The sequence below is a fragment of the uncultured Mucilaginibacter sp. genome, from assembly GCF_913773635.1.
In the GTDB taxonomy this organism is placed as follows: Bacteria; Bacteroidota; Bacteroidia; order Sphingobacteriales; family Sphingobacteriaceae; genus Mucilaginibacter.
On record NZ_CAJYGQ010000001.1, the window covers coordinates 1 to 25,646 of the forward strand.

The 25,646-nt window shown below is 42.7% G+C and carries 22 protein-coding genes; 7 read left to right on the top strand and 15 right to left on the bottom strand.

Going from position 1 to position 25,646, the window contains the following annotated elements; genetic code table 11:
• Positions 1-200: 200 nt before the first annotated feature.
• From QZ407_RS00005 to QZ407_RS00020, 4 genes are all read right to left on the bottom strand, one after another.
• Positions 201-965, bottom strand: a complete 765-nt coding sequence (locus QZ407_RS00005; protein WP_295767011.1) for a DUF72 domain-containing protein — start codon at positions 963-965, stop codon at positions 201-203.
• Between the two features lie 55 nt (positions 966-1,020).
• Positions 1,021-1,263 (bottom strand): hypothetical protein, encoded by a 243-nt coding sequence (locus QZ407_RS00010; RefSeq protein WP_295767012.1) that lies wholly within the window; start codon positions 1,261-1,263, stop codon positions 1,021-1,023.
• A gap of 95 nt (positions 1,264-1,358) precedes the next feature.
• Positions 1,359-2,027 (bottom strand): response regulator transcription factor, encoded by a 669-nt coding sequence (locus tag QZ407_RS00015; RefSeq protein ID WP_295767013.1) that lies wholly within the window; start codon positions 2,025-2,027, stop codon positions 1,359-1,361.
• 10 nt (positions 2,028-2,037) lie between these two features.
• Positions 2,038-2,832 (bottom strand): ATP-binding protein, encoded by a 795-nt coding sequence (locus tag QZ407_RS00020; RefSeq protein WP_295767014.1) that lies wholly within the window; start codon positions 2,830-2,832, stop codon positions 2,038-2,040.
• Positions 2,833-3,264: 432 nt separating this feature from the next.
• Here QZ407_RS00020 and QZ407_RS00025 point away from each other — a divergent pair, with 432 nt between their 5' ends.
• The 3 genes from QZ407_RS00025 to QZ407_RS00035 all read left to right on the top strand — a co-directional run bounded on the left by QZ407_RS00025 (position 3,265) and on the right by QZ407_RS00035 (position 9,600).
• A complete protein-coding gene (locus tag QZ407_RS00025) occupies positions 3,265-4,812 on the top strand; it encodes a PAS domain S-box protein (protein ID WP_295767015.1) in 1,548 nt (515 codons plus the stop codon).
• Positions 4,813-5,120: 308 nt separating this feature from the next.
• A complete protein-coding gene (locus QZ407_RS00030; protein WP_295767016.1) occupies positions 5,121-9,119 on the top strand; it encodes a hybrid sensor histidine kinase/response regulator transcription factor in 3,999 nt (1,332 codons plus the stop codon).
• Between the two features lie 130 nt (positions 9,120-9,249).
• Positions 9,250-9,600, top strand: coding sequence for a hypothetical protein (locus QZ407_RS00035; protein ID WP_295767017.1), 351 nt, complete (start codon positions 9,250-9,252; stop codon positions 9,598-9,600).
• 120 nt (positions 9,601-9,720) lie between these two features.
• Here the strand turns inward: QZ407_RS00035 and QZ407_RS00040 are convergent, their stop codons facing one another.
• From QZ407_RS00040 to QZ407_RS00090, 11 genes are all read right to left on the bottom strand, one after another.
• A complete protein-coding gene (locus QZ407_RS00040; RefSeq protein ID WP_295767018.1) occupies positions 9,721-11,028 on the bottom strand; it encodes a bile acid:sodium symporter family protein in 1,308 nt (435 codons plus the stop codon).
• Positions 11,029-11,040: 12 nt separating this feature from the next.
• Positions 11,041-11,694, bottom strand: coding sequence for an aspartate/glutamate racemase family protein (locus tag QZ407_RS00045; RefSeq protein ID WP_295767019.1), 654 nt, complete (start codon positions 11,692-11,694; stop codon positions 11,041-11,043).
• A 7-nt stretch (positions 11,695-11,701) separates the two neighbouring features.
• Positions 11,702-13,099: a four-carbon acid sugar kinase family protein gene (locus tag QZ407_RS00050; protein WP_295767020.1), complete on the bottom strand. Its 1,398-nt coding sequence runs from the start codon at positions 13,097-13,099 to the stop codon at positions 11,702-11,704.
• A gap of 7 nt (positions 13,100-13,106) precedes the next feature.
• A complete protein-coding gene (locus QZ407_RS00055) occupies positions 13,107-14,351 on the bottom strand; it encodes a ribulose-bisphosphate carboxylase large subunit family protein (protein ID WP_295767021.1) in 1,245 nt (414 codons plus the stop codon).
• A 2-nt stretch (positions 14,352-14,353) separates the two neighbouring features.
• Complete coding sequence (gene fucP, locus QZ407_RS00060) at positions 14,354-15,664, bottom strand: L-fucose:H+ symporter permease (protein ID WP_295767022.1); 1,311 nt, start codon at positions 15,662-15,664, stop codon at positions 14,354-14,356.
• 22 nt (positions 15,665-15,686) lie between these two features.
• The gene (locus tag QZ407_RS00065) at positions 15,687-16,130 is read right to left on the bottom strand and encodes a MaoC/PaaZ C-terminal domain-containing protein (RefSeq protein ID WP_295767023.1); all 444 of its coding nucleotides are present in this window, start codon (positions 16,128-16,130) and stop codon (positions 15,687-15,689) included.
• 211 nt (positions 16,131-16,341) lie between these two features.
• Positions 16,342-17,421, bottom strand: coding sequence for a Gfo/Idh/MocA family oxidoreductase (locus QZ407_RS00070; RefSeq protein WP_295767024.1), 1,080 nt, complete (start codon positions 17,419-17,421; stop codon positions 16,342-16,344).
• A 4-nt stretch (positions 17,422-17,425) separates the two neighbouring features.
• A complete protein-coding gene (locus tag QZ407_RS00075) occupies positions 17,426-18,664 on the bottom strand; it encodes an extracellular solute-binding protein (protein ID WP_295767025.1) in 1,239 nt (412 codons plus the stop codon).
• A 3-nt stretch (positions 18,665-18,667) separates the two neighbouring features.
• Complete coding sequence (locus QZ407_RS00080; RefSeq protein WP_295767026.1) at positions 18,668-19,804, bottom strand: CaiB/BaiF CoA-transferase family protein; 1,137 nt, start codon at positions 19,802-19,804, stop codon at positions 18,668-18,670.
• The gene (locus tag QZ407_RS00085; RefSeq protein ID WP_295767027.1) at positions 19,801-20,955 is read right to left on the bottom strand and encodes a CaiB/BaiF CoA-transferase family protein; all 1,155 of its coding nucleotides are present in this window, start codon (positions 20,953-20,955) and stop codon (positions 19,801-19,803) included. The genes QZ407_RS00080 and QZ407_RS00085 overlap by 4 nt, the downstream gene beginning before the upstream one ends.
• Positions 20,948-22,111: an extracellular solute-binding protein gene (locus tag QZ407_RS00090; protein ID WP_295767028.1), complete on the bottom strand. Its 1,164-nt coding sequence runs from the start codon at positions 22,109-22,111 to the stop codon at positions 20,948-20,950. Before QZ407_RS00090 ends, QZ407_RS00085 begins: the two co-directional genes overlap by 8 nt.
• Before the next feature lie 465 nt (positions 22,112-22,576).
• Between QZ407_RS00090 and QZ407_RS00095 the strand changes: the two genes are divergently transcribed.
• The 4 genes from QZ407_RS00095 to QZ407_RS00110 all read left to right on the top strand — a co-directional run bounded on the left by QZ407_RS00095 (position 22,577) and on the right by QZ407_RS00110 (position 25,512).
• Positions 22,577-23,614 (top strand): hypothetical protein, encoded by a 1,038-nt coding sequence (locus QZ407_RS00095; RefSeq protein ID WP_295767029.1) that lies wholly within the window; start codon positions 22,577-22,579, stop codon positions 23,612-23,614.
• A gap of 185 nt (positions 23,615-23,799) precedes the next feature.
• Positions 23,800-24,351: a YhcH/YjgK/YiaL family protein gene (locus QZ407_RS00100; protein WP_295767030.1), complete on the top strand. Its 552-nt coding sequence runs from the start codon at positions 23,800-23,802 to the stop codon at positions 24,349-24,351.
• Between the two features lie 197 nt (positions 24,352-24,548).
• Positions 24,549-25,013, top strand: coding sequence for a hypothetical protein (locus tag QZ407_RS00105; protein WP_295767031.1), 465 nt, complete (start codon positions 24,549-24,551; stop codon positions 25,011-25,013).
• Complete coding sequence (locus QZ407_RS00110; RefSeq protein WP_295767032.1) at positions 25,006-25,512, top strand: hypothetical protein; 507 nt, start codon at positions 25,006-25,008, stop codon at positions 25,510-25,512. The genes QZ407_RS00105 and QZ407_RS00110 overlap by 8 nt, the downstream gene beginning before the upstream one ends.
• Positions 25,513-25,646 lie beyond the last annotated feature (134 nt).

Here is a 25,646-nt window from a genome sequence, read left to right on the forward strand (position 1 = left end):
GCACCAGCGGCATGAGCATCAAAGGCCATGCGTACACCGAGGGTGTGATCTTTGCAGGTATGCAACAACAATCAGCTCAACGCACTCCTGCACAGGTACTGGCCAGCAGAGAATAAGCTGCAAGTAGCAAAGCCCCTGAATAGATTATTAAATAGATTGTGAAGTAGGATAGGCCGCATCATTGATGTGGCCTGTGTTGTTTATTGGTTAACGTACTTGTTAAGGGTGCCAAGATTGTGTACTGCGCTACCCATGGTGTTGTTAAAGTAAGCGTAAACGGTTTTCCCATCGTCTATCCACTCTTTTATATGTGTAGAGTATTCTTGAAGAAAATCGTCGGTATAGCTGCCGCGGAAGCCGCCTTGCGGACCATGAAAGCGAAGATAAACGAAGTCGACATTACCTACCCTAAGTGGCGCCGCTGAAGCGGGCAAATCATGAATTACTAAACCTGCTCTATGATCATCAAGTGAATCAAAAACCTCGTTGGTATACCATGACCGGTGCCTGAACTCTACCGCAATTTTCCATTTAGCAGTAACGTCTGCATCTTTAAGGGTATTTAATAACATGCTCAGCTGCGATATATTAACTGTTGTTGCGGGAGGTAGTTGCAGGAGTATGCAGCCTCTTCTTTCTCCTGCAAAATTGATGATGTGCATAAACTTATATACATCATCGGGCGAGAAAGCCAACGACTTGTTGTGCGTAATCTCTTTCCAAAGCTTAAAAGTAAATCTGAACGTTTCTGGAGTTTCGGTAGCCCACCGCGCAACCGTTTGAGGTAGTGGTAATTTATAGAATGTGCTGTTGACTTCAACACTATTAAACAATGATGCGTAGTAGGTTAAACGGCTTTTTTGTTTAAAATCTTCAGGAAAGTGCTGCTTATTGGCAACCGGTAAAACCACGTTGCTGGTGCCTGAAAAATAAGCGCTGCTAAAGTCAAAATCTATCCCCGCCATACCAGTTAAACACCCGGATAAAACAAGTGTGTTAACAAGTGGTAATATTTAAGAGCTAATAAAGCATTTCGATATAATCTATAATTGTCATTCCGCCTGGCATCCGGCGTTCAATTGTACGTGTGCCGGCTTTGCTTTCATGAAGTAATAAGCCTAGTTCACTGTCAAACTTGCTACCCAGGTTTAGTTTTTCACTGTATTCAGTAAATGTCAAGGCAAGGCTAGCCAGTGATACTTCAGAGAGGTATACTTCAGAAGTCTCGGGTGTATGTTGCTCCGCACACAGATCAATGGTCATAAATGCAATAAAGTTGGTATTGCAAATATACTTTCAAGTCAGGGCGCAATTATCAGTGTAAATACGCGAGTTGAAATTCACGTAATACTACCTGTTTACAACGGAACTTCGAAAAGTTGATGCCTGATAGCAAAAAGAACCAAACCTGCTGTATTGCGGCTGTTTGTTTTGGTTAGTAAATTATTACGATGCCCTTCTACCGTTCGCACGCTGATAAACAATATTTGTGCAATTTCGGCATTATTAAACTCCTTACATATCAAATCTAATACGGCACGCTCACGTTCGGTAAGGGTTTCATGCACCGGTTTCAGCTTTTTAGATGATTTATTACGTGCCTTGGCGGCAGCAGTAAGCGCGCGCAGTGTTAGTTGATTAATGTAAAAGCCTTCGCTGTAAACCATTCTAACCGCCTTAATCAAATCTTCCTTATCGCAGTTTTTTGCTAGATAAGAAGCCGCTCCGTCGTCAATTACCTGAGTAATTAGCTCCTCTTCCAAATGAACCGATAGCATAATTATTTTAAGCTCCGGTTTGCTTTTATGCAGCTGGCGGTTAAGTTCAATGCCATTCATAAACGGCATATCAATATCCAACAGGGCAACGTCAGGTAAATGAGGGGCAGCTTTGAGCTTTTCTAAAAAATCAAGTCCGTTTTCGGCAATAAATAGCAACTCAAACTCATCAACTGACTGTATAAGCATGCCAAGGCTTTGTCCAAATATTTTATGATCATCTGCAATTGCTACTCTTACTTTATTCATCAGTAATAAATTATTTTAAAGGATATATAATATCAATCCTGAACCCTTTGCCATGCGTATTAATAACCTCGTAAGTTGCATCAATAATACTTAAACGGCTTTCAATGTTTTGCATACCCATGCCATTCCCTGTAAAATTTGGAGGTAAGCCTATACCGTTATCGGTATACTGTATTAGCAATGTATGAGGGTTTGAGCAGGCAAAAGTAATTTCTATCACGCTTGCCTTAGCATGTTTTATAGTGTTGTTTAATAATTCCTCCAGCACACGGTATATGGCAGTTGCAGCTTCGGTTTCGAGGCGGCTTATTATTTCGGGCACCTGGTTGTCAATGCTGCCTTGCAGGTAGTTTGTTCGGTTTATAAATTCAAGTTGTTTATTCAATGCCGCATTTAAACCATGCAACGTAAGCAACGATGGTGAAAGATGATGTGCAATATGGCGTAACTCGGCAACAATAGTATCGATGGTTTCTTTGGTGTTGCTTTTAAACAGTTTAAAATTACTTTGTTGATCGTTCGCTGGCTCGAAAACGTCAATCATCAGGCGTAAGCCCGACAAGGCCGCTCCAATATCATCATGTAAATCCTGGCCTATGCGTTTCCTTTCCGCTTCCTGTGAGGTAATTACGGCATTCAGCAATACACGCTGATGCTTTAGTTCAGCTTCCTGCGCAAGTTCTCTTTGCTTAAGCAAGCGGTTTTGATTGCGTACGTGCATGTAAATGATTGACAAGGCCAAAGCCAGCATCCCCAGCGTACCAATACCCAGTAAAACAGCAATGTTATCACCTGTTACCTGCATTAATCAAGAAAGTTAAGCTTACAGCAGGCAGCTGAAATGGGTAATTAGATAATTGTGTTGGTATAAACATTAAGGCTGTGCCGTTATCGTATCTGAATTTATTTGGATAAAAATATTTATAAATGATGAAAAACAGCTTAAATATGTATAAAAAGCTACAATTTAAGGCATTAAATGTGCTGGTCACGAAAAGTTTCAAGGCTTGATGATGGTACTTTCCCCTGAATAAAAAATCACGTATTTATACGTGTAAAAAACTACGATTTTGCTTATTATTTTTGAATAATGGTTAATATGGTTAATCCATAATGGCCTGATTAAACCAATACAATAATCTTTAAGGTAAACTATAACAAAAACATAACAAGCTGTTAATGAGTTATATTTATTGTAGTAACCAGTAAGGAACCTATACAGAACGATATTGTGATTATGACCTTACCTACGCCTAATCAAAATGTAGACGGTAAATTATTTAGCCTGTTAGTGGCCAGTGTTAAAGACGCTGCCATTATATGGATTGATATCAACGGCTATATTTTAAGCTGGAATTTGGGCGCAGAACACATACAAGGTTATACCGAAAATGAAATAATCGGCCAACATGTTTCAGTCTTTTACCAACCTAATGACATAAACCGCAAACAGCTTCGCAACAACCTTAACCAGGCGTTAAAAAATGGCATGTACGAAACAGAAGGGTGGAGGGTACGTAAAGACGGCAGTAGTTTTTGGGCGCACGTGGTATTTACGACACTTTATAATGATAACGGACATTTAATTGGTTTTGCCAAAGTAACCCGCGACATGACCGAGCGAAAGCTGCTTGACGACCAAAAGGCGCATGCCAACGCTGAGCTTGAGCGGAGGGTTGCCGAAAATACCCGCAAAATTCTGACTACCGAATTACGCTTTCGGAAACTGATTGAAAATAGTTATGATGGCATCGCATTATTAGATCGCAGCCTGGTAATATTTTACCAAAGCATGTCGGCCGAACGGATAAGCGGCTGGCGTGCTGGTGATTTGGTGACGCTTAAGATGGTTGAGATTACTCATCCTGACGATGCTGACTCGCTTAGGCAACTCTTTAATGAGATACTGGCTAAACCCGGTGTGCCGGAAATTCTTACGTTCCGCATAAGGCATAAGAACGGTCATTATATATGGTTAGAAAGCGTTTTTACCAACATGCTTGAGGACAAAAACGTGAAGGCTATAGTGTGTAATTTCAGGAACGTAACCGAGCGTAAAAGCGGTGAAACGGAACGCGATAAAATGATAGCCGATTTGGTGCAGCGCAACAAAGATTTAGAGCAGTTCACATATATTGTTTCACACAATCTCAGGGCGCCGGTAGCTAATATTACCGGACTATCTGCCTTGCTGAATGCTACGGTTGATGACGATCCGGAAAGTCAGGAAGTGTTGCAGGCACTTTCACATTCTATTAATAATTTGGATAAGGTTATTTTAGATTTAAACCACATTTTACAAGCCGGTAGCGCTGCCAACGATAAGATAGAGACTATTGATTTTCCTATACTTATTGAAGAGATAAGGATGAGCATACATCATCTGATTGAAAAAAATAACGCCATCCTTATAGCTGACTTTAATGATTTAAGTCAAATAAATAGTTTAAAAAGCTACATCTACAGCATATTTCAAAATTTAATAACCAATAGCATTAAATACAGGCGGGCTGATGTAGCTCCGCTTATAATCATAACAGGTGAGCGCGAAGGTGATAAAATTAAAATCTCATTTAAAGACAATGGTAAAGGGATAAATCTTTCGCGACACGGCAATAATTTGTTTGGCCTTTACAAGCGTTTTGACCGTAGCGTTGAAGGCAAGGGAATGGGCCTGTTTATGGTGAAAATACAGGTTGAACGCTTGGGCGGAACCATACAGGTGCAAAGTGAGCCGGAACAGGGAACAGAGTTCATCATCCAGTTTCCGCTAAATAAAAAATAGTATTGTGGTGGTAAATACCCGTTATGAAATTCAGGTATTAATACTCATAAATAGAGCCTGATACTTTAATAATTTGCACCAATTTAGTTTCTCGTTGAAGCCAATTTTAATACTTAGTTTTTGTTAGTATATAGTTTTATTTTAGGTAAGGGAAACCTCCAAACGCAAGGTTTGGGGGTTTTATTAAATCTATTTAGCACGTGCATTAGCTCAGTATTTTCATATATTATCGTATTTTTGATAACTGTATTTGTTCCTCGGCAAAATCAGTTATGTTTCGTTGTGTAACCCTTTTATATTTATCGTCATTGTTACGCACCGTTCTGTTGGTTCTGGCATTTTTTTCCTTTCCATTTAACTGGTGCTTTGCGCAAGCTATAAGGGTTATTACAACTAAAGACGGCTTGCCTCAGTCGGTAGTCTCCGGATTGCAGCAAGACCGCAATGACTTTGTTTGGGTAGCCACACGTAATGGGTTAGCCCGTTATGATGGCACTAAATTCAAAGTTTTCCAGCACGACATTTACAACCCGGCAACCATAGCCTCTAACCTTATAATTTCAACTGCTTTTGATGAAAAGAATACGCTATGGATTGAGCATGAATCAGGAGAGATAGACGAACTTAACACCAATACCGAAGTAATCAAACATTATCCTGCTGCTCAGTACCTGAAAAACAAAGGTTTACGCTTTGTGAGGCGTGGCTGGCTTGTTGATGCTAAAAAACAATTATGGGCTGTTCAGCGTAACGGGGGCTTGGTTTGTGCTACAACCAATGGGCAAGTAAATCTATATTCATTGGCAAATAAGGGATTGCCATCTGACACCATACATGCCATGACATTAGATAAACAGCAAAATCTTTGGGTGCTTACACAGTATGGCTTAAGTAAATTCAATGCCCATGCCAGAAGATTTGAAAACTATAAATGCTCGTTAACGCCTGATTTTAATAACTACTTTGAATCAGAAAAAGAAATAATTGACTTACACCAGCGATCAAATGGTGATTTGATGTGGGGCGATTGCCGGTGTCTATACTTTTTTAGCAATACAAAGCACTCTTTCAAAACAATACCTATGCCCAAAGCCAATGTTCATGGAGTGCGCTGGATGAGAAGCGGTAATGACGGTAAGGAGTATTTTGAAAATGGTGGAGAAATTTTTGAATACACTGACAAGTTTGGAATAAAGCCCTTGTTTAAAGCGGGGAGCGGTGTACAATTTGATGCCTGCTCATTCATGGTTGACCGTTCGGGACTTTTATGGGTAGGCACTAACACGGCAGGCATTCAACAAATTTCTTTGAATACGCCCCGGTTTACTTCCTATAACTACAAATTAAGCTTTCATCATGATGTGCTTGAGCAGTTGCTAGCTATAAATGCCGATGCTACATTTAATTGGGCTACTGCCGATGGGCCAAAAGCTGCATCAAGTTACCACTTTAGGTCGGTTTATGATAGCCATCATAATTTATGGATGGCCTTGAACAACAAAGTGGGCTTTTACAACAGCAAAGCTAAACAGGTAACTCAAATGCCGGTGGTGCCTATAAACAAAGTTTTTAAAGACGGCGGAATAGGGATTCAGGGCATAACAATTACAGCTGATGGCCGGCCAATGGTTATTACCTATAACGGGCAAATACTTGAGTGGGATAACCAAAAGCAGAAATGGATAACCTTTATTAACGAAAAATTCATAAGCAACAAATTAAGTGAAACGGTAATTCCGAGGGATATATTAAATGATGGTGAAAGGCTTTGGATCACTACAGATGGAGACGGTTTATTAGTGATCGATATCAAGTCGAAATCCTTAAAGCAGTTGAAATATAAGTCGGTCAAAGGATCGCTTCCAACCGATAAGCTGTTAGGAATTCTGCCAGACCCTAAACAAAAAGACATTCTTTGGATTGGGGGCTACGAGGGTTTGATTTACTTCAATAAGAAAACGCTTACCTGTGAAGTGTTCTCATTAAAACAAGGCTTACCTGATAATACCATTTATTCGTTACAAGCAGACAAAGGCGGATACTTATGGCTCAGCACTAACAAAGGATTATGCAGGTTTAATACCCAAAATAAACATGTGCGCATTTTTCAAACAACACACGGCTTGCCTGGAGATGAATTTAACCGTTTCCATCACCTCAGTTTGCCTGACGGCCGATTAGCATTTGGTGGGCCAGACGGTTGGACAGCATTTGATCCGGTTAACATCCGCAACGATAATTTCAAACCTCGCGTTGCTTTAACCGGTTTGGAAATAAACAATACCTACACCGATCGTATTTCAAGCAATAACACATTTACGAGCATGCATGATGTGCAGGAACTCAAACTGCCTCATGATCAAAATACGCTCACCTTTCATTTCGCCGGCTTGCAGTTCAATCAACCTAATGATTTGCACTACCGGTTCAGGATGGTTGGTTATGATGATGATTGGATTGAAGCTGATAATTTACAATCAGCCAGTTATACTAAAATTCCTCCCGGTACTTATCTTTTTAAAGTCAACGCCAGCAATACATCAGGCCAGTGGAGCAATTATATAAGGTACGTACGCGTAACCATCAATTCACCTTGGTGGCTTAGTTGGCCGGCTTACATATTATATGGCCTTATATTGGCTTGTTTAATTTGGCTATACACTAGATATCGGATAAACAAAGAGATAATTAACAGGGAGCTTGAGCTAAAGCAAAATGAATCGAAGCAGCTTAGAGAAGTTGATGAGCTTAAAACAAGGCTTTTCGCTAACATAACGCATGAGTTCCGTACACCGCTTACGCTTATTTTAGGACCTGCCCAACAATTAAAGCGTGAACCACACATTACAGGCGAGCATACTTTGCTTGCTGAAACTATTGAACGTAATGCACGGCATATGTTGGAGCTGATTAACCAGCTAATGGATATGGCCAGGCTTGAAGCAAAAGCGCTCACACCTCGTGAGGATATAGGCAGTCCGGCTGTAGCAATTAATGCCATTGTATCAGCATTCGGGCAAGAAGTAAATGCGAAGAAAATTACCTTGAGCTTTGAGGATAGTACAAATGGTAGCAATTATGTCTTCGCGTCAGACTTGCTTGGGCACATTATTTTCAATTTATTAGGCAATGCTGTTAAATATACTGCCGAAAATGGCGAAATTAAGATAATTCTGATTGCTGTAGATGAGGGCATACAGCTAATAGTTAAAGATACAGGCTTAGGTATTCCTGCTAGGGATTTGCCTCATGTCTTTAAACGATTTTATCAGGTTGGTAGCAGCACAGCTTACAAAAAAAGTGAACCAAGGCCTGCAGGAACAGGTATAGGCCTTTCGTTGGTTAAGGAAATAGTGGAACTGCAGGGCGGCAACATTGATGTTAAAAGTGTTTATGCCGATGAAGGAGCCGTTTCAGGCACTGAGTTCACCGTCTTTCTTCCTTATCAAAAGCCCGATATACAAACAGCTGCGGTGCAGGAAGGCGTAGAACACAATGCTACATTGGTTGTCAATGAGACCAGTTCGGTTACAACATCAGCAGTAATCTTACTGGTTGAAGATAATCCTGACTTAGCTTTATTTATCATCAATAGCCTGCGCAATCATTACCATGTAGAACATGCTTGGAATGGTTTGGAGGCAAGTAATATGGCCTTGGAGCTAATGCCTGATTTAGTTTTAAGTGATGTATTAATGCCTGTGATGGATGGTCTGGCGCTGTGTAAAATATTAAAAGAAGATTTGCGCACAAGTCATATACCGGTTTTGCTACTTACCGCCCGTTCCGGCTCCGAAAATAAAATTGAAGGATTGGAAATTGGAGCCGATGATTACCTTACAAAGCCGTTTGAAGTAGCCGAACTTTTACTGCGCATTCAAAACATATTTAAAAGGCAGCAAAGCTTCAAAGATTTTATAAAGAGAGAGCTTAGCCTGCCCGCTAAAAAGGAGAGTACTCCGCAGGTAAATGTGGTAAACGATGAGTTTATCAAAAGCTTATATAGTTTTATAGACAACAATTTAGACGATGCAGGCTTTGGCGTTGATCAACTTTTGACGCTCACGAATATGAGCCGTACAAGTCTGCACCGGAAAGTTAAAGCCATAGCGGGTATGTCAACTACCGAACTCATACGTAACTACCGTTTAAAGTGTGCATCTGTGCTTTTACAACAAGGCCATAGTAGTTCTGATGCCGCTTACCATTGTGGATTTTCCAGCGCCGCATATTTTTCAAAATGCTTTCGCGATGTTTACGGACTTACACCCGGTGAGTTTGTAAAACAGTCTTTAACCCCAAATTGAAACGATTTTTATAGCATTTGAAACAGAATTGATAGGCGTGAAGCGGTGCTTAATGCACCTTTGCACTGTTGTTTTAGATGTCGAAAAGCACATCCGATACAAAGATATTTCAACCTAAACCTTATCAACAATGTCTGTTAAGTTTGTACTAAACTTTATCATCATATTGCTTACGGGTTTGTTTATCACAGCGCCCGTGTATGCTGATACTTTTGCGCCTGCTATAGTAAGTGAAGAAGGCTTTGGGCCAAGTTCACTGCTATTGATTGTGCCAGTAACAGCTCTGTTAGGGTTAATTGTGTTAGGATTTATACAATCAGGTAAAAAGCCTAGCAGAAAAAACATGCATGTTGATATTGAAGAGCATGTATCAACACGAATACACAACAAACAAAGTAGTCACAACCGCGAGTTTAATTTTGACAACAAGGATATGCAAAGTTATTTAGCCAAGCCGGTTGCAAAAAAGGAATACACCTAAACCTTAATCACCACTCCAATCACGTTTTACTGTATTGCAAATGGCTCAAAATAGTTTATGCAGGGGAAAACAGTTAAATGTAAAAGGGCAAGCTTAACGGCTTGCCCTTTTGGTTGTAAGTCAAACTCTGTCAGCTACGACAGGTGATTCGGTGGTTGAATCATCAGCTGGGCGTTTACGCCAGTAATTAGCCAGTATAGAGCCGGAGATATTCATCCACGGACTGAACACCGCAGCTGCCAAGCCAACTGTAGCTAATTTCCCCATGGTGCCGGCCAAACCTGAGGCCATACCACCGTTTTGTAAACCTACTTCAAAGGCTACAGTACGCGATGAATTTTTATCCAAGCCAAACAGGCGACTTAGCCAGTAGCCAAAAAAGTACCCTGCACCGTTGTGTATTACCGATGCTATAAAGAGCAATAAACCTACGTTTAACAAATTTTCGCGTCCGGCAGCTGTAGTTACGGCCGTAAAGTACACAATGCCAAACATGGAAAGGTAGGGTATAAATTCGTCAACCTTAGGCAAAGATCTATAAAGCTGGTGATACACAGCTCCGACCAAAAAGGCGCCAATCATAAAGCCAAAAACTTCTAAAGAGAGTAGAGCAGCTTCGTTAAAATAGCTCTCATATATACGGTATAACTCTAAGGGTAGGGCAGCAAGGTAACAGGCACATAGCAATGCAATTATGTAAACTTTACGACGCTGTGGTGAAAGTGCCCGCTTCAAATAATCATGTAACAAGGCTGCACCTATAGGTACCAACACTATTTTGATGATTTCCATCATCATGTTAATGAATTTGATTTGAATTAGTGTGCCCGCCAGCAACTTCATCAGCACAGGAGTCAAAAAAGGAGCTGCCAACGTTGCCATTGCTGTAACCGTTACCGATAATACAAGGTTTGCACGTGCCAGGTAAACCATTACGTTTGAAGCTAACCCGCTTGAACAGGATCCTATAAGGATGATTCCGGCAGCTATTTCGGGCTCAAAGTTAAACACCTTGGTAAGCAGCAAGCCCATTAGCGGCATTACAGTAAAGTGGCAAGCTAACCCTATCAATACACCCTTGCTGGTACTACCAAGGCCTGTAAAATCGCGAAGGCTCATTTGTATGCCCATGCCAAACATCACCATTTGCACCACAGCCAAAATGAGCCACTTATTGCGCAAGTCAAAACTGCCCCACTTTAAAAAAGCTCCGGGGTAAACCATAGCCGCAACCACAGCAGTGATAATCCATGCCGTGTATTGATAATTTGCTACAGCAGGAACTGCACCTATACCAATGGCTCCAAATAGGCAAAGACAAACAGCAGCTGGCTGCCAAATGTTGGCTGATAGTGAAAATAAACCGTACAGTAAAACCAGTGCAGCAATTCCGGCTGCATTTAGGCATGCTTTTCTAACCGTTTTCATCGGTTGAAATGGTTAAAGTACGGTTGCTATATACTTTATAGCAGTTGGCGGACTTGCAACGATTGGAACTGTTTTGTCAGTTTCGTTTAATCCATCTACCACCCGCGCCATAGATGCCTGCGCCAGAAGAATTACGTCAACCTGTGCCGATAGCTCACGCAGGGCAGCTGTTACAATATTATCGTGGGTATCTGTATCGCCACTCATCAGTGCCTCAAACGCACCGTCGCACAGCTTTGAGGTTAGCTCAATCTCTTTACTAGCCAAGGCGGCACGGCGTATCACTAAATCGCTTGTTGGTTCTAGCGTAGTTGATAGGGTTGCTATAACGCCAATGCGTTTACCCATTCGTACGGCCTCGTCGGCCATTGGCTGGTCTACACGTAATACAGGTACACCGGCATTTTCGGCGGCTGCTTCTACAGCCGGACCAATTGACGAACAGGTTACCAAGATATAATCAGCACCCGAATCTTGTGCCGAAGCCACATAATCGGCCACGCGTTTGCTAATGGCAGGAGTGAGGCTACCACGGCTCCTGATGTTTTTTACCAAGCTATCATCAACAATATTTACAATGTTTACGCCGGGCAGTTGGTCTTTAACCAATTGCTGAAACACAGGTATCAGCGTATGCGACGTGTGAATTAATGCTAATGTCTTCATTTATAATTTATAATGGTTTTCCTTTTAGTGCAGTTAAGTAGTAGTTGTCATCGCCCACCTGCCCACCTTTAATATTTACCTGTAGCCCATCTACAGGTTTACCGGGGGCATAGGCTTTGCATAGTGGCGCACCTGTCCACAATGGCGCTATCATTTCAACCGCTTCAATGCCCAATGCGCGCGCGGTATAACTTGAGGTGTCACCTCCGGCAATCACTAAACGTTTAATATTGGTTTGATTAATTACGGCATTGGCCACCAAGCCAAGTGCAGTACCGAATATTTTGGGAGTTTGCGTACGTATGGTTTGTGCATCCCAGCCACGTTTTTCAAACATTGCCTTTGCATCTTTTATACGCTCGTCATGGTTGCCGGTGCTGGTATGTATAATCACACTTTTGCCTTGATGAATACTGTTTACCGCAGCTGCAATGACAGGTAAAATAGTAGCTTTTATGTCTGCTCCCTGCGCTAAAGCCGTAGTATTTATGGGAATGCTTTCAAAATCATGAGCCAAAGCAGTTTCAATTTGCCTTGACGTTACGGGCGAACAACTGCCCGAAATTACCAGCAACTGTTCTACCTCATCCGCTGCAGCCCATGTTGCAGGCGAATTCACTTCATGTGCCGATTGCCAGTAACTGCCCAAAGCCATCTCGATGCCAGATGAGCCTACCGAAAAAAGCGGACTTTGTCTGTCTGCATAATCATCTATTAATTGGCCTGCCTGCCTTAAATGTTCTTCTTCTAAGCCATCGAACAAAACAATTTTAGCCCCCGATTGGGTGATGGTTTTTAAAGATTGCCTGGCATCCTCTAAAGGCTGCGTTATCTTGAAGACATCCATCAGGCCAATACTTTTGTCGGTTTGTTTAGCCAAATGCACCCTTAAATCGCTTTCGTCAGCCGGTGTAACCGGGTGGCAACGCATGGATGGATGACGGTCTAAACGAAAGACTTCACCTTTGCTGCCAATGCCCATGCGGGCAAACAGGTTGCCAAAAAAACAATATCTGCCTAAAGCGGGTGCAGCTACTAGTAGGGGTACAAACGGCGCTTTAAATGCTTCTGCTCCAACATCTATAGCCCGGCCAATGCTGCCAATAGTGGGCGAAGAATCGAACGTGGAGCAAACCTTATAATGAACATGCGGAGCACCTAATAATTTAAGCGCCTTAAAGGCTGGCTTCAATACAGCCTCCATATCATCAGGTGACATAGAGCGCGTTAGCCCGGCTACACCAATAGCCTGTAAATTCTTATACTGTAATAATTGCTCAGCTGTTGGCGGCTGCATAAACAACACCGTCTTTATACCTGCACGGCTCAAAAATTCCAGCGCATCTGTCGATCCTGTGAAATCATCGCCATAGTAGGCCAATAAAAGTTGATTGTTTACCGCCATGCTTCAACTATTTAGCGCCAAATTTTTTAACTGAATTATTAAACTCAGGGTAGGTTGATGCTGCTTGTTCGAGGGTTAGTCCGTCAACAGCGCCTTTCCAGGCTTGTTGCAGCGCTACAACACCGCCGGTTGGCCCATCAGGATGAGCCATAATACCGCCGCCTGCCATGTAAAGCAAATCGGTGGTTTGGGTACGACGATAGGTTTCAAAAGCCTGACCACCCCACTGGCCCGATGATACCACCGGTAATACAGTAGAGCCGTTATCTAAAGGTTTTAGACAGGCCTCAATAGAGCGAGCTACAGAATCATCCGACTCCCAAAACTTATTTTGAATGCCGTTTACGTGTATCTGGTCAACCCCGGCCAAACGCCAAAGCTTTTGGTACGCCGGGAACTCGATACCCAGCAACGGGTGACGGTTAAGCATACCCCAACCGTTGCGGTGCCCATGAATGGCTAACTCACGTTGATCGCATATTTTTTTTACTCCCGATAAACCCACGCTGTTAAGACTTACCATGGCACAAGTGCCGCCAGCATTCACAATGTATTCATACCGGCCAAGCATCTTGTCAACCTCATCGCTTAAGTTAAAGGCATACATTACTTTTTTACCGGTTTTATCGGCGTGAGCATTAATTACACGCATAATAGCATCAACCCGGTCTTCAAATGATGAGTTGGCCGATGCGGAAAGCAGCTCATCATCTTTGATAAAGTCGATACCTGCTTCGGCTAAAGTCTTAACTAATTCGGCCGTTTGCTCAGGCGTCATGCCTATGCTGGGCTTAATGATGGTACCAATCAGCGGACGACCTTGTACACCGGTTAATTGGCGACAACCGTCAATCCCAAACTGCGGTCCTTTAAAATGCTTGCTATATGAAGGCGGCAGTTCAATATCCATCAGTTTTAAGCCGGTAAACTGTGTTATTTCATATAAATTACCTTGCAGCGTAGATATCAGTACAGGCAGATTGTATCCAAAATTTTCAACCGACCATGAAACCTCAATGCTGGCGCGATGGTACTCGCCGGTTTTGGAGGTAGCGCCTGGTATAGCAGGCTCTTTTACCGTTTCGAGATGAGTGATTTTCTCAACCCGTGCCGCAAAACGTGCTTTTAACTCCTCCGTTTCACCCGGAACAGCCACAAACGTACCGCTTGATTGCTCACCGGCTAGCACTTGGGCAGCCTTCTCTAATTCGTAAGGGGTTTCAATATAATATTTACCGGTAACTCTTTCCATAACTAAACTGTAACGATTTGTTTCTTGATTTTATAACCGTTTAGGCCAAAGTATAGGATAATCAGGAAGCACAGTAGCGGTACAATGTAGCCCGATTGAACATTATCGCCGTTACTGTCAATAATAAGTCCCATAATGACAGGCAGTATCGCACCGCCAACTATCGACATAATCAACCATGAAGAACCCGGTTTGGTGTCATCACCTAATCCTTCAACTCCTAATGCAAATATTGTAGGGAACATGATAGACATAAAAAAGCCCACACCGCCTAAAGCATAAATTACATACCCACCCTCGCCTAAAATGGCTACCACGCAAAGCAATGTAGCGAGTACGGCAAATACTGATAGTAAAACATTTGGCTTTATATATTTGAGTAAGAAAGTACCAATGAAGCGTCCGGCAACAAATAAGCCACCATACAGCCAGCTTAAATAAGTGCCTGCAGTTTTCTCGTCAAAATGTGCGCCTTGATGGGCCATACGTATAAAAAAACTGGTTACACAAACCTGCGCACCCACATAAAAGAATTGAGCAATAACTGCCCAAAGCAAATGACGGTGACGTAGAGCGCCTAAAAAGCTACCGCCAGATGTCTCTTCCTTGGCTCTGTTTTTTATTTCGGGCAAATTGCTCACTTTAAACAGTAAAGCCACTGCAATTAATACACAGGCTAAAATAATGTAAGGCACTTTAACCGATGCTGCTTCGCCCGCAAAGTAGTTGGCCCTTTCAACGGCGCTCATAGCGGCCAGTTGTGCTTCGGTATACTCTTTACCTGATAGAATAAATATGGTGCCCAAATATGGCCCTACAATAGTGGCAAGACCATTAAATGATGCGGCAAGGTTGATACGTGTAGTAGCACCTGCCGGGTCGCCCAAAACGGTGGCGTAAGGGTTTGCAGCGGTTTCCAGGGTTGCTAATCCACACCCTATAATGAATAAAGCACCTAAGAATATAGGATAACTTAGCGTATTTGCTGCCGGAACGAACAGGAATGCTCCACCTGCAAAAAGGGTTAAGCCAATAATTATGCTGTTTTTATAACCAAACTTTTTTAGCAACATGCCTGCCGGAATAGCCATCAGAAAATAGGCGGCAAAAACCGAAGTGTCAATAAGTGTTGATTGCCAGTTTTTTAATTGACATGCTTTTCTTAAATGTGGAATAAGTATCGAATCCAGGTTGTGGGCCATACCCCACAAAAAGAAAAGGCTAACAATTAAAATAAAAGGTAAAGTGTAGCTTTTACCTGTAGAATTAGTTTCGGTTACCAGGCCTGAATCCTGGTCGGTAATTAATGCCATTAGTTTAAATTTGGTTATGGGGTTAATTTTTGCGCTTCGTCAGGAGCAGGTGGTCGCAGGCCAGCACAACTTCCCCGTGCTGATTAATGACTTCCACATGTTCGGTAACGGTACCGTATTCAGGCTTTTTAGCATCCGTTTTTTCAGAAATAGTTACCTCTGAATGGATGGTGTCGCCAATAAATACCGGTTTTACAAAGCGCAATTTATCATAACCTTTTGAAAAAGCTTCAGGATTTATTTCGGAAGCGGTTAAGCCAATGCCAATAGCAAATATCATAGTGCCGTGGGCTATACGCTGTTTGAACGGCTGGGTAGCACACCATTCGGCATCTAAGTGGTGCGGAAAAAAATCGCCCGTGTGGCCCGCGTGCACCACAAAGTCGGTTTCGGTAATAGTGCGGCCAAGGGTTACGCGTTTATCGCCTATGGTATAATCTTCAAAAAAGGTTGATTTAAAGTACATAGTATTTTTTGATTTCACCGATTGATTTTATGATATCACCGATGCTTTGATTTATTTAATCGAGTCATTTCGAACGATAGAGAGAAATCTTTTTAGCTTGATAAGCTGAACGCTTTGAAAAGATTTCTCCCTAAGTCGAAATGACAGTTTTCTTAGTTTATTTTAATTACAGATACTATTATGCTAATTCTTTAATTCAGTAAATTCTGATTCAGACATTAGCCAATTTCTCACTTACCACAACACCGCCATTATCGCTGCTTTGATAAGCACTTTCAACAACGGCCATGGTTTTTACTACGTCTTCTACATGGGTAGGTAATACATCAGTCTCGCTGTTTTGGTAGCGCATAAGGCTGGACATGGTGCCGATGAATGCATCCGGGAACCATGAGCCTTCCAGCTCAATTTCTTTCCATTTAAGTTGTTTGCCTTCTTCGATAATGCAGTATTCAAACTTGTCGGGTACGCCATGCGGATAATCCATTAGCAAACCCATACGGGCTTTGATGGCGCCTTTGGTACCTTCCCATTTTATAAAGCTTTCCTGGTTGTGGGGGCCAAATGAGTGATCGTGATTGGTGTTAATCACCGCATGCATGGTATCGCCATAATCAAACAAAATGGTTGACCGTGAAGACGACAGCTTTTTAGCCGGATGTTTCAGCGTTTTAGCATACACGCTCCGCGGATCACCCAAAAATGAGCGCATCAAATCAATGTAGTGAATGCTGTGGTATTGTATCTCCAAACGCGGGTGCACCATCACAAAGGGAAATAATTCCCAAGGCGTTTCAAGGGTTACACGCACCTCCATATCATAAAGTTCACCAATCAGGCCTTGCTCTATCATGTAGCGGGCAGCGCTTACATAAGGCGCAAAACGCAACTGGCAGTTAATGGCAGCATTCAATTTTTTGCGCCTGCAAACCTCCAGTATTTCTTTAGTTTGCCAAAAGTAGTCGCCCATGGGTTTTTGTATGAGCACGCCGCAACCGTCGGGCAGTTGTTCCAGCGTTTCCACAAACTTTTCCGGCATTATGGTGATGTCGTAAACTGCATTAGCCGGTGCATTTGCTACGGCATCAGCAACGGTATCGTACACGTTAGGTATTCCCCACTCTGCGGCCAGCTTTTCGGCGCGGGCGCGGGTGCGATTGGTTATGCCCACAACGCTGAAGCCGGCTTTTTTATAAGCAGGCAAATGCGCATCGGCCACAATGCCACCTGCGCCTATAATAATGATAGGTAGCGGGGTTTGTGGTAGTATGGGTTTGTAAGGTATTTGCATGTTTTTAAGAAGTAGTAAGTTTTGCGATTTTTTGCTGCGCGATATTTAATATCTCCTCCACGGCACTATCAGTATTTAAGGCAGCTAAAACAGCTTCATCAATAACATGAGCTATTTGCGCCCAGTTGCTTTTTTGGGGGAGCATACGGGCTACGGTATGAAGTTCTTCCAGTTTGTGATAGTACGGAATGATAGCATTTACACCGCCATCGTTCCAGGTTGATATACGGCAGCCTATACCGCCTTCTAAGGTTAATAGTTTATCGTTACGCTGATTTACGGCAAAGCGTAGAAAATCATAAGCCGTTTGCTTGTGCCTGCTTCCTGAGCCAATGGTGTACAACCAATAAACGTTTAGTGACGCCGATTCGGAGCCTGATGCAGCGGGTAATTTAGCCACATCAACCTTGCCTTTAACGGCCGATTCGGCAATTACCTCGCACATGGATGCAAAACCAAACCAGTTCACCATCATGGCAGCCTCGCCGCGCGCAAAGGCCATACCCATTTGTACCGATTCATAATTAACCGATTGCGGGTGTACAGCTGTTTTATCGAGTAACAGTTGCTTGTAAAACTCCAGCGCTTCGATGGCCTGCGGAGTATCAATTTTTACTTTGCCATTGGCATCAGTTAGCTGGCCGCCGCGTGTCCATAACTGTAATACAAAATCAAACACGGTATTATGGCCGTCGGGGTAACCGGCAAACACGGTACCAAAGAGGTTTTGTTCAGGACGATTGAAAAAACGCGCTACGGTTTGAAATTCGTCCCACGTTTGCGGTACGCGTAGGGGAGTGCCATGCTGGTTGAAATAGGCTTGCTGCTCCCGGCTGTCTTCAAACAAATCTTTGCGGTAAATAAAGCATTCCGGGCCATCATGAAACGGCAACCCGGCTATGCTTTCGCCAAATTTTTGTGCAGATAATAGCGAATTACTCCATCCCGAAGGAAAATCTTCAGGTGGGTTTTGAGCAATTAGAGGTTGAAGATCGAGCAGTGCACCAGTCGTCCAGGCTTCGTACAACCAGTCGGTTACCACATGCGCAATATCCCAATTGCCGTTTTGCAGCCCTTTTTGTTCAATGATGCTGTCATAAAGCAATTCCAAATCCATGGGTACCATTTCGGCATTCATTGTGCAGCCGGTTTCGGCGCAAAAGCTATCCCACATTTTTTGCAGGGCGCTTTCAAAAGGGCCAAATTTACGTACCGCTATCCTAATGGTATCTCGCTCACTCATGGCTTATGCTTTAAATTCCTGTAATATCGCCTCAGTATTTTCGCCCAAAGCAGGCGAACCTTTGGTCGAGGTAAATATTTCGCCATCAATGCGGATAGGGCAGCGGGTAGTGCGATAGCTGTAACCATCGTTCATGCGCACCTCCTGTATCATATTGAGTGCTTTAAAGCCATCCTGTTGCATCAGCACATCCCAGCTTAGTACTTCGGCACACCAAATGTCGGCGGCCAAAAGCACTTCTAACCAGCTCTCTGTAGTGCCGGTTTGCAGATGTGCGGCCAGTATGGACTTAATTTCATCGCGCTGATGAAATGCCTGACCAGCATCGGTATAAGCCAGCAAGGGATCACATTTTAACAATTGCCCCAACTGCGGAATTGACCCCATAGCCAAGGCCATGTAACCGTTACCGGTTTTATAAACACCATAAGGTGCGCCTAAATAGGCGTGTGCATTATTTTTCTCTGAGCGTTCGGGCAGTTTGCCGTCGTAGTAATACGTGGTAACAGCCTCGAATTGCAAATCATAAGCCGATTCGAGCATGCTTACCTGTACCAATGCACCTTGGCCTTTAATGGTGCGGCGTACCAAACAAGCTAAAATGCCTTGAGCCAGGTGCGTACCGGCCAGCATATCAATAATGGACAAGCCCATCGGCACCGGTCCGCCGGCATTACCGGTGAGCCAGGTTAGGCCGGTTAACGATTGTAATAACAAATCTTGCCCCGGCTTGTCTTTCCAGGGGCCAACGTTGCCATAGCCCGATATTTCGCCGTAAACAACATTTGGGTTTACTGCTTTTACGCTTTCGTAATCAAAACCTAAACGTTCCATAACGCCGGGGCGGTAGTTGTGCATTACCACGTCGGCTTTCTTTACCAGTTCCCAAACGTTTTGGCGGTCGGCTGCATTCTTCAGGTCGGCGGTAAAGCTCTCCTTATTGCGGTTTATAGCATGGAAAACCGAGGATTCACCATTCATGATCACATTTGAAGTGTACAGGTGGCGGCAAATATCGCCTGTTTCGGGGCGTTCAATTTTGATAATACGGGCACCTAAATCAGCCAGTCTTAAACCTGCTGATGGCCCCGATAAAAACTGGCTGAAATCAACCACTAAATAATCTTCTAAAGGCTTCATGCTTCGGTTAAATTAAATTGTTGATTGATTAATTCGGTACTAACGCCGGGGCGCGGTGCCGCTACTGACGAGTAAAGGCGGGTATGATCTATACGGATAGGGCAGCGAGTGGTATTCAGCTGGCTACCATCGGGCAATATAACATGTTGTTGAATGCCCATTAACGTAAATGCTTCGTGCTGTAAACTTTCGGCATAGCTTAAAATCTGGCTACACCAAATATCCAGCGGCTCTAAAATAGCAAGCCACTCGGCAGTAGTTTTGGTTTGAAGTTGTGCTGCTATGAGTTCCATGATTTCATCACGCTGATCAAACCATGATGCACGGGTAGCAAAAGCACTTAAGTCAACACCTAAAGCTTTACCTATGTTGTGCAAATTGCCCATGGCTAAAGCCAAATAAGCATCAGCTGTACGATAAATACCATATGGTGCACTCAAATAGGGGTGACCGGTACCTTTTATTTTACTGCGCTGCGGTAGCTTTTCGCCATCATTTAAATGGGTAGTTAGGAACTCAAATTGCAGGTCGAGTACTGACTCCAACAAGCTCACCTCAACTAAAACGCTTTTTTGCGTTTTAGCGCGTTTAATTAGAGCGGCTAAAATACCTTGTACAAAGTGCGCCCCGCACATAATGTCGGCAACGGCCAGTCCAAATGGAACCGGGCCAGCATCTTGTGTGTCGGATAAATAGGTTAAGCCCGATAACGACTGAATTAACAAATCCTGCCCAGGGCGTGAAGCCCAAGGGCCTGTTGCACCATAGCCGGTGACCACACCATAAATAATTTTAGGGTTTATGGCTTGCACGGTTTCATAATCCAACCCGATTTTTTCCATTACACCGGGGCGGAAGTTGTGTGTCATCACATCGGCTTGCGCAATGAGTTTCTTCACACGCTCCAGGTCGTCAGGATTTTTCAAATCTGCTGCGTATGATTCCTTATTGCGGTTAATGGTATGAAAAACCAGGCTGTCGCCATTTACAAATATATTGCGGATGGCTATTTGCCGTCCGGCTTCGCCTTTCACGGGGCGTTCAATTTTTATAACGCGGGCACCCAAATCGGCCAGGCGCAAGCCTGCTGTTGGTCCGGCCATAAACTGGCTGAACTCCAGTACTACCAATCCCTCTAATGGCTTAACCATGCTTGACTTCTTTTTTAGATTCGCGGTAAAGGTTATCTAAAGCGTCTAACACTTCGTTTTCGCTGCCGCCGTTCATTAGGTAGTTGCGTACTATGTCGCCGCCATGATCCTGAAAATACATTGACCCATTATAACGCGGACGTAAAAAGGCGCGCTGCAAGGCAGGCAGGGTATTGCTGAAATAGTCGGTGCTGATGGCGTTGGTATGCTCGCTAGTCCAGGCCTGTAAGTGGCCGGGCTGACCGCCATTGTCGGTAAATAAACCGGCCTGGCAATCGGGCGAAGCCACAAATTCAGCGTATTTCATGGCAACGTCTATGTTTTTACAATTAGACGAAACGGCTAAACCGGTTCCGCCCAAGGTTGAGCGCAAGTTGGTTTTGCCATCAAGCGTAACCATATCATGAAAATGCAAGAGGCGGCGGGCATAACCCACGCGCGAATAATTTGAGTAACCGTAAGCAAACGGACAATAAGCAATATCATCGGTAAGCGTCATGCGCTCGTATACTTTAATAGGGTTGTAATCAAAGCATTTTGGGTCTGCCAATTGCGCCAACTGGCGGTACATTTGCAGTGATTGTTTGCCAATTTCGCGGCTAACCACGGTATCTTCCGCCTCAAAAGGGTCTTCGCCCAGTGAGCAGCAGAAAGTGTAAAAGGTCATTAATGAATCGATAGGAATCAGCGGGCAGGCAACCAATCCGCGTTTAGCCAGATCAATCAGTTCGTCGTAAGTTGACGGGACATCTGTACCATGTTCCTGCAAAATGTCCTGACGACTTGATGCTACCGGCGTGGCAGCATCAATAGGCAACGCCCATTGCTGACCATGAAAATTATAGCTTTCGTATGATTGGCCTACACTATTAAACTCCTGATCTTTTAAGAACTCTGGTGATAAAAACTCGTCAAACGGTAAGATTGTGCGTGTATTGGCTGCAAAGCCGGCCCAGGGGTGGTCAATAACCAACAGGTCATAACGCTCGGCTAACTGCTCGATAGATAAATCAGCAAATTGTTGTAGCGAGCGTTTTTCCCAGGTAATTTCAACACCGGGGTTCAGTTCGCTAAAACGCTGTGCGGTGGCGGTCATAGGTACAAAGCCGCGGCTGTGATTCCAGGTAATTCCTTTAAGTATAACTTGATCAGACATAAATGTATGTATAGACGGTTCACTAGCACGTTATTTAAAAATTGCTGACTTTATTACAGCATTTGTTCAAACAGCATCTATAGTAAACGCAACTTAGATTATTGGTACGTTAGCAAATGTATTGGCCTGAGCATAAAATTGCTTATACTATATATGCAAGGAGTTGTAATATTTTAGCATGACTTATTTATAAACCAGCAAAAATGTTCTTATGCATTGTGACCAAGCGATTATAGTAACTATGTTTTTCCTGAAGGTCTGAATAGTTTTTGTGTACATTAGATCGCATTGATTCAAACTGTACCGAAAACGCACAATACCTGTTGCAAAGCCGCACATCAGTTATTTTAGTTTATGTATTAAATATCTGATAATTTGATACTTGTGTTTTTGGTATTGTTTTGTAGCTTTATAAAGTATTCTTTTTTGGAATAAATGATTGAATGCTAAAAATTTAAAAAGCTTATGAAAAAGTTTACCCTTATCGCATTTATGGTTTTAGGCTGCTCTGCAGCTATGGCTCAAAACAAATGGACTACTGAACCTTATTTAACTAAAAACCTGTCTTCGGCAGGTATCAAAGATGTTTTTGCTGAAACTTCTGGGGGCAGCATTTCTGTATCTGGCGTTGCTGCATCAGAGGCCCGTATTGAAGTTTACGTATCGCCAAATAACAGCAATGATGATATAACAAAAGAAGAACTTAAACAGCGCCTGGAAGATAATTACAAACTTGAAATCACAGATGCCAATCACGAATTGCATGTTACAGCTAAAAGCAAAGCATTCAATTTAAATTGGCGCAAAGCTGTAAGTATATCTTTCAAAATATATGTGCCTAAAGCAGTTGCAACAAATTTGCGCACAAGTGGTGGCAGCATTAACATTGGCAACCTTACCGGCGTGCAAAACTTTGCTACCAGTGGTGGTAGTTTAAAAGTTAGCAATGTAAGCGGTAAAATTAAAGGTCGCACAAGTGGCGGCAGCATTCATGTTGATAATGCTAAGCAAGAAATTGACCTTACTACAAGTGGAGGTAGTATTGTGGCCAGCAATTGTGAGGGTAAAATTAGCCTTACCACCAGCGGCGGCTCGTTAAAATTAAATAATCTTAGCGGCAATATTAATGCTACAACCAGCGGAGGCAGTATCCACGCCGACGGAATATCGGGAGAATTAATTACTTCAACATCAGGCGGTAGTGTGAACTTATCCCAACTGGCTTGTAGTGTTGAAGGCTCAACCAGTGGTGGCAGCATTCATGCCGATTTCAAAAGCGTAGGGAAGTATGTAAGATTATCAACCAGCGCAGGTGGTATTAGTATCACCATGCCAACCCCTAAAGGCCTTGATCTTGATTTAAAAGGCAGCCGTGTAAACGCATCCCTAAGCAATTTTTCGGGTACTAAAGAGAAAGATCGCGTAGAAGGAAAACTAAATGGTGGAGGTATACCGGTTACCGCTCATGCATCAAGCGGATCTGTTAATTTGAACTTCAATTAAAAAACATACAACCTTATCAATCATTCTGCAGGCCGTTCTTTTTTGGGAACGGCCTTTTTTTATGGCAGTGCCAACAAAACGATTCACATACTCAAAAAGTTAAAGCAAATGTTTTAATAAAACTCACTAAGCCGAAAATTGATGCTATCTTGCTTGCTTATTAATTAATACATCCAATTGCCGCCATGGACAACATTGAAAATATAACCGCGTCAAAAGAAGCGGCCGAGAACTGGTTCACATCAGGAGCCTACCTTAACGGTTTGGAAATAAAACCTCATAAAACAACCGATATGCTTGAATTTGCGCGCCAGTATGCTGCCAACAAGCAGCAGTGGGATACGGCGTTTGAATATTTGAAAAATACAGACTTAAAAGCGTTGAACGAGGGTAAACACAGCTTGGAAGGCAGCGATTTGTACATAGCTGTAAGTGAAAGTACAAATAAAGATTTGGCTGATGCAAAATGGGAATCCCATAAAAAAGCGATTGATATTCAGTATGTAATTGATGGTGCCGAGCAAATGGGAGTTACCCAGGCATCGCAATTAAACGTAACCGACCCCTATGACGAACTGAAAGACGTTATGTTTTATAAAGGTGAGGGTGAACTGCATTTAGCAACACCGGCCGAATTCTTTGTCTTTTTTCCGTCTGACGTACACCGGCCTATGGTTAAAGCCGATGGTTATTGGGGCAGCAAAAAGATTGTTTTGAAACTAAAGTATATGGAGTAGGTATTGCTGAGGAGCTTTCAAAGCGGAAAATTCCTGTTGGTGGTAAGATTGATTTTAGCTGAGTGTAGTGGTGCAACTTTCATATTCATTTTGAGCCTTAAAGAGGTTGAAGCAAATGCATGTTATTTTGGTGCATGAAGCCGCTTAAGTAGAGTTTTTATTGTAATTTTAAAAACTAATTGACCCCCTCGTTAAGTGTGAATTTAAATATTGAGAAAGCTCAGCATCTGACAAATTCAGAAATTTTAGCAACCCGGGCCCTGTTTTACCGCTACGGAAGCTGGCTGTTAGGTTACATAGTTGAGATAGTAAAAGATCATGAAGTAGCCGAGCAGTATCTGGCAGACATTTTTAAAGAAGTTCCTTACAAAATTAACGAGCTTAGTGGCACAGGAAGCGATTCGTGGAAACAATTAAGGATGCTTGCGCAAGCTAAATTAAAGGCAGCTTACCATAGGAATTTAAGTGGAAAAGACTTTTTTGCTGAAAGGGTGAAGTTTGACGGAGTTGTAAGTAGTTTAACTATTGAGCAACAAATTGTGTTTTGCGGCGTATATTATTATCAAAAATCAACTACAATTTTGGCTCATGAACTTAATTCAACTGATGCCGAAGTGAAGAGAATTTTAAGGGAAGCTTTTATGATGATGAAAAATGGATAAGAGGATACATGACTTTATAGAAAGTGGCATCCTTGAAGCATTTGTTACCGGTGCCGCCTCAGCAAATGAGGAGCTAGAGGTACTGCAAATGAAAAAGCAATTTCCGGAAGTAGAGCAGGCACTTAATGAATTGGAAATTGATATGGAGCACATTGCAATGCGCATGGCTTCACCACCGCCTCCGCAAATGTGGGATCGTATTGAAAGCGAAATTAATGGCTTGACAGTTACATCCAAGCATTTACCCCAGCATCCCGGCGATGCAAGCCAGTATTCATCTCAACAAAATCATAAGCCCGACTCCGGGTTTATTGAAGTGGAAGGCTCATCAACCCACATGCGTATACATAAAATTTGGCGTTGGGTGTTTGCTGCTGTATTTGTATTAGGCAAAATTTTTCTTGGCTTTGCTATATATTATTATTTGGAAAACCGCCAGTCTAAAGAAAATATACAAGAGCTTAAGCTTGAAATAAGGCATCTCAAAAGCAACCGTTAAGTTGCTGAAATACATACTAAGATTTATTCGATCAGAGCTATATTTCAATGAGCATATAGCGTTCGTTTATACCTATACTCTACTTAGCTACTGAGCTATCTGCAGCAATCGTTCCGTTTAAATACATTGCACTC

What these genes read in the sequence shown, in the direction of transcription:
- QZ407_RS00005 (WP_295767011.1), bottom strand. Translation starts at nt 965, where the DNA reads ATGGCGGGGATAGATTTTGACTTTAGCAGCGCTTATTTTTCAGGCACC.
- QZ407_RS00010 (WP_295767012.1), bottom strand. Translation starts at nt 1,263, where the DNA reads ATGACCATTGATCTGTGTGCGGAGCAACATACACCCGAGACTTCTGAA.
- QZ407_RS00015 (WP_295767013.1), bottom strand. Translation starts at nt 2,027, where the DNA reads ATGAATAAAGTAAGAGTAGCAATTGCAGATGATCATAAAATATTTGGA.
- QZ407_RS00020 (WP_295767014.1), bottom strand. Translation starts at nt 2,832, where the DNA reads ATGCAGGTAACAGGTGATAACATTGCTGTTTTACTGGGTATTGGTACG.
- QZ407_RS00025 (WP_295767015.1), top strand. Translation starts at nt 3,265, where the DNA reads ATGACCTTACCTACGCCTAATCAAAATGTAGACGGTAAATTATTTAGC.
- QZ407_RS00035 (WP_295767017.1), top strand. Translation starts at nt 9,250, where the DNA reads ATGTCTGTTAAGTTTGTACTAAACTTTATCATCATATTGCTTACGGGT.
- QZ407_RS00040 (WP_295767018.1), bottom strand. Translation starts at nt 11,028, where the DNA reads ATGAAAACGGTTAGAAAAGCATGCCTAAATGCAGCCGGAATTGCTGCA.
- QZ407_RS00045 (WP_295767019.1), bottom strand. Translation starts at nt 11,694, where the DNA reads ATGAAGACATTAGCATTAATTCACACGTCGCATACGCTGATACCTGTG.
- QZ407_RS00050 (WP_295767020.1), bottom strand. Translation starts at nt 13,099, where the DNA reads ATGGCGGTAAACAATCAACTTTTATTGGCCTACTATGGCGATGATTTC.
- QZ407_RS00055 (WP_295767021.1), bottom strand. Translation starts at nt 14,351, where the DNA reads ATGGAAAGAGTTACCGGTAAATATTATATTGAAACCCCTTACGAATTA.
- fucP (WP_295767022.1), bottom strand. Translation starts at nt 15,664, where the DNA reads ATGGCATTAATTACCGACCAGGATTCAGGCCTGGTAACCGAAACTAAT.
- QZ407_RS00065 (WP_295767023.1), bottom strand. Translation starts at nt 16,130, where the DNA reads ATGTACTTTAAATCAACCTTTTTTGAAGATTATACCATAGGCGATAAA.
- QZ407_RS00070 (WP_295767024.1), bottom strand. Translation starts at nt 17,421, where the DNA reads ATGCAAATACCTTACAAACCCATACTACCACAAACCCCGCTACCTATC.
- QZ407_RS00075 (WP_295767025.1), bottom strand. Translation starts at nt 18,664, where the DNA reads ATGAGTGAGCGAGATACCATTAGGATAGCGGTACGTAAATTTGGCCCT.
- QZ407_RS00080 (WP_295767026.1), bottom strand. Translation starts at nt 19,804, where the DNA reads ATGAAGCCTTTAGAAGATTATTTAGTGGTTGATTTCAGCCAGTTTTTA.
- QZ407_RS00085 (WP_295767027.1), bottom strand. Translation starts at nt 20,955, where the DNA reads ATGGTTAAGCCATTAGAGGGATTGGTAGTACTGGAGTTCAGCCAGTTT.
- QZ407_RS00090 (WP_295767028.1), bottom strand. Translation starts at nt 22,111, where the DNA reads ATGTCTGATCAAGTTATACTTAAAGGAATTACCTGGAATCACAGCCGC.
- QZ407_RS00095 (WP_295767029.1), top strand. Translation starts at nt 22,577, where the DNA reads ATGAAAAAGTTTACCCTTATCGCATTTATGGTTTTAGGCTGCTCTGCA.
- QZ407_RS00100 (WP_295767030.1), top strand. Translation starts at nt 23,800, where the DNA reads ATGGACAACATTGAAAATATAACCGCGTCAAAAGAAGCGGCCGAGAAC.
- QZ407_RS00110 (WP_295767032.1), top strand. Translation starts at nt 25,006, where the DNA reads ATGGATAAGAGGATACATGACTTTATAGAAAGTGGCATCCTTGAAGCA.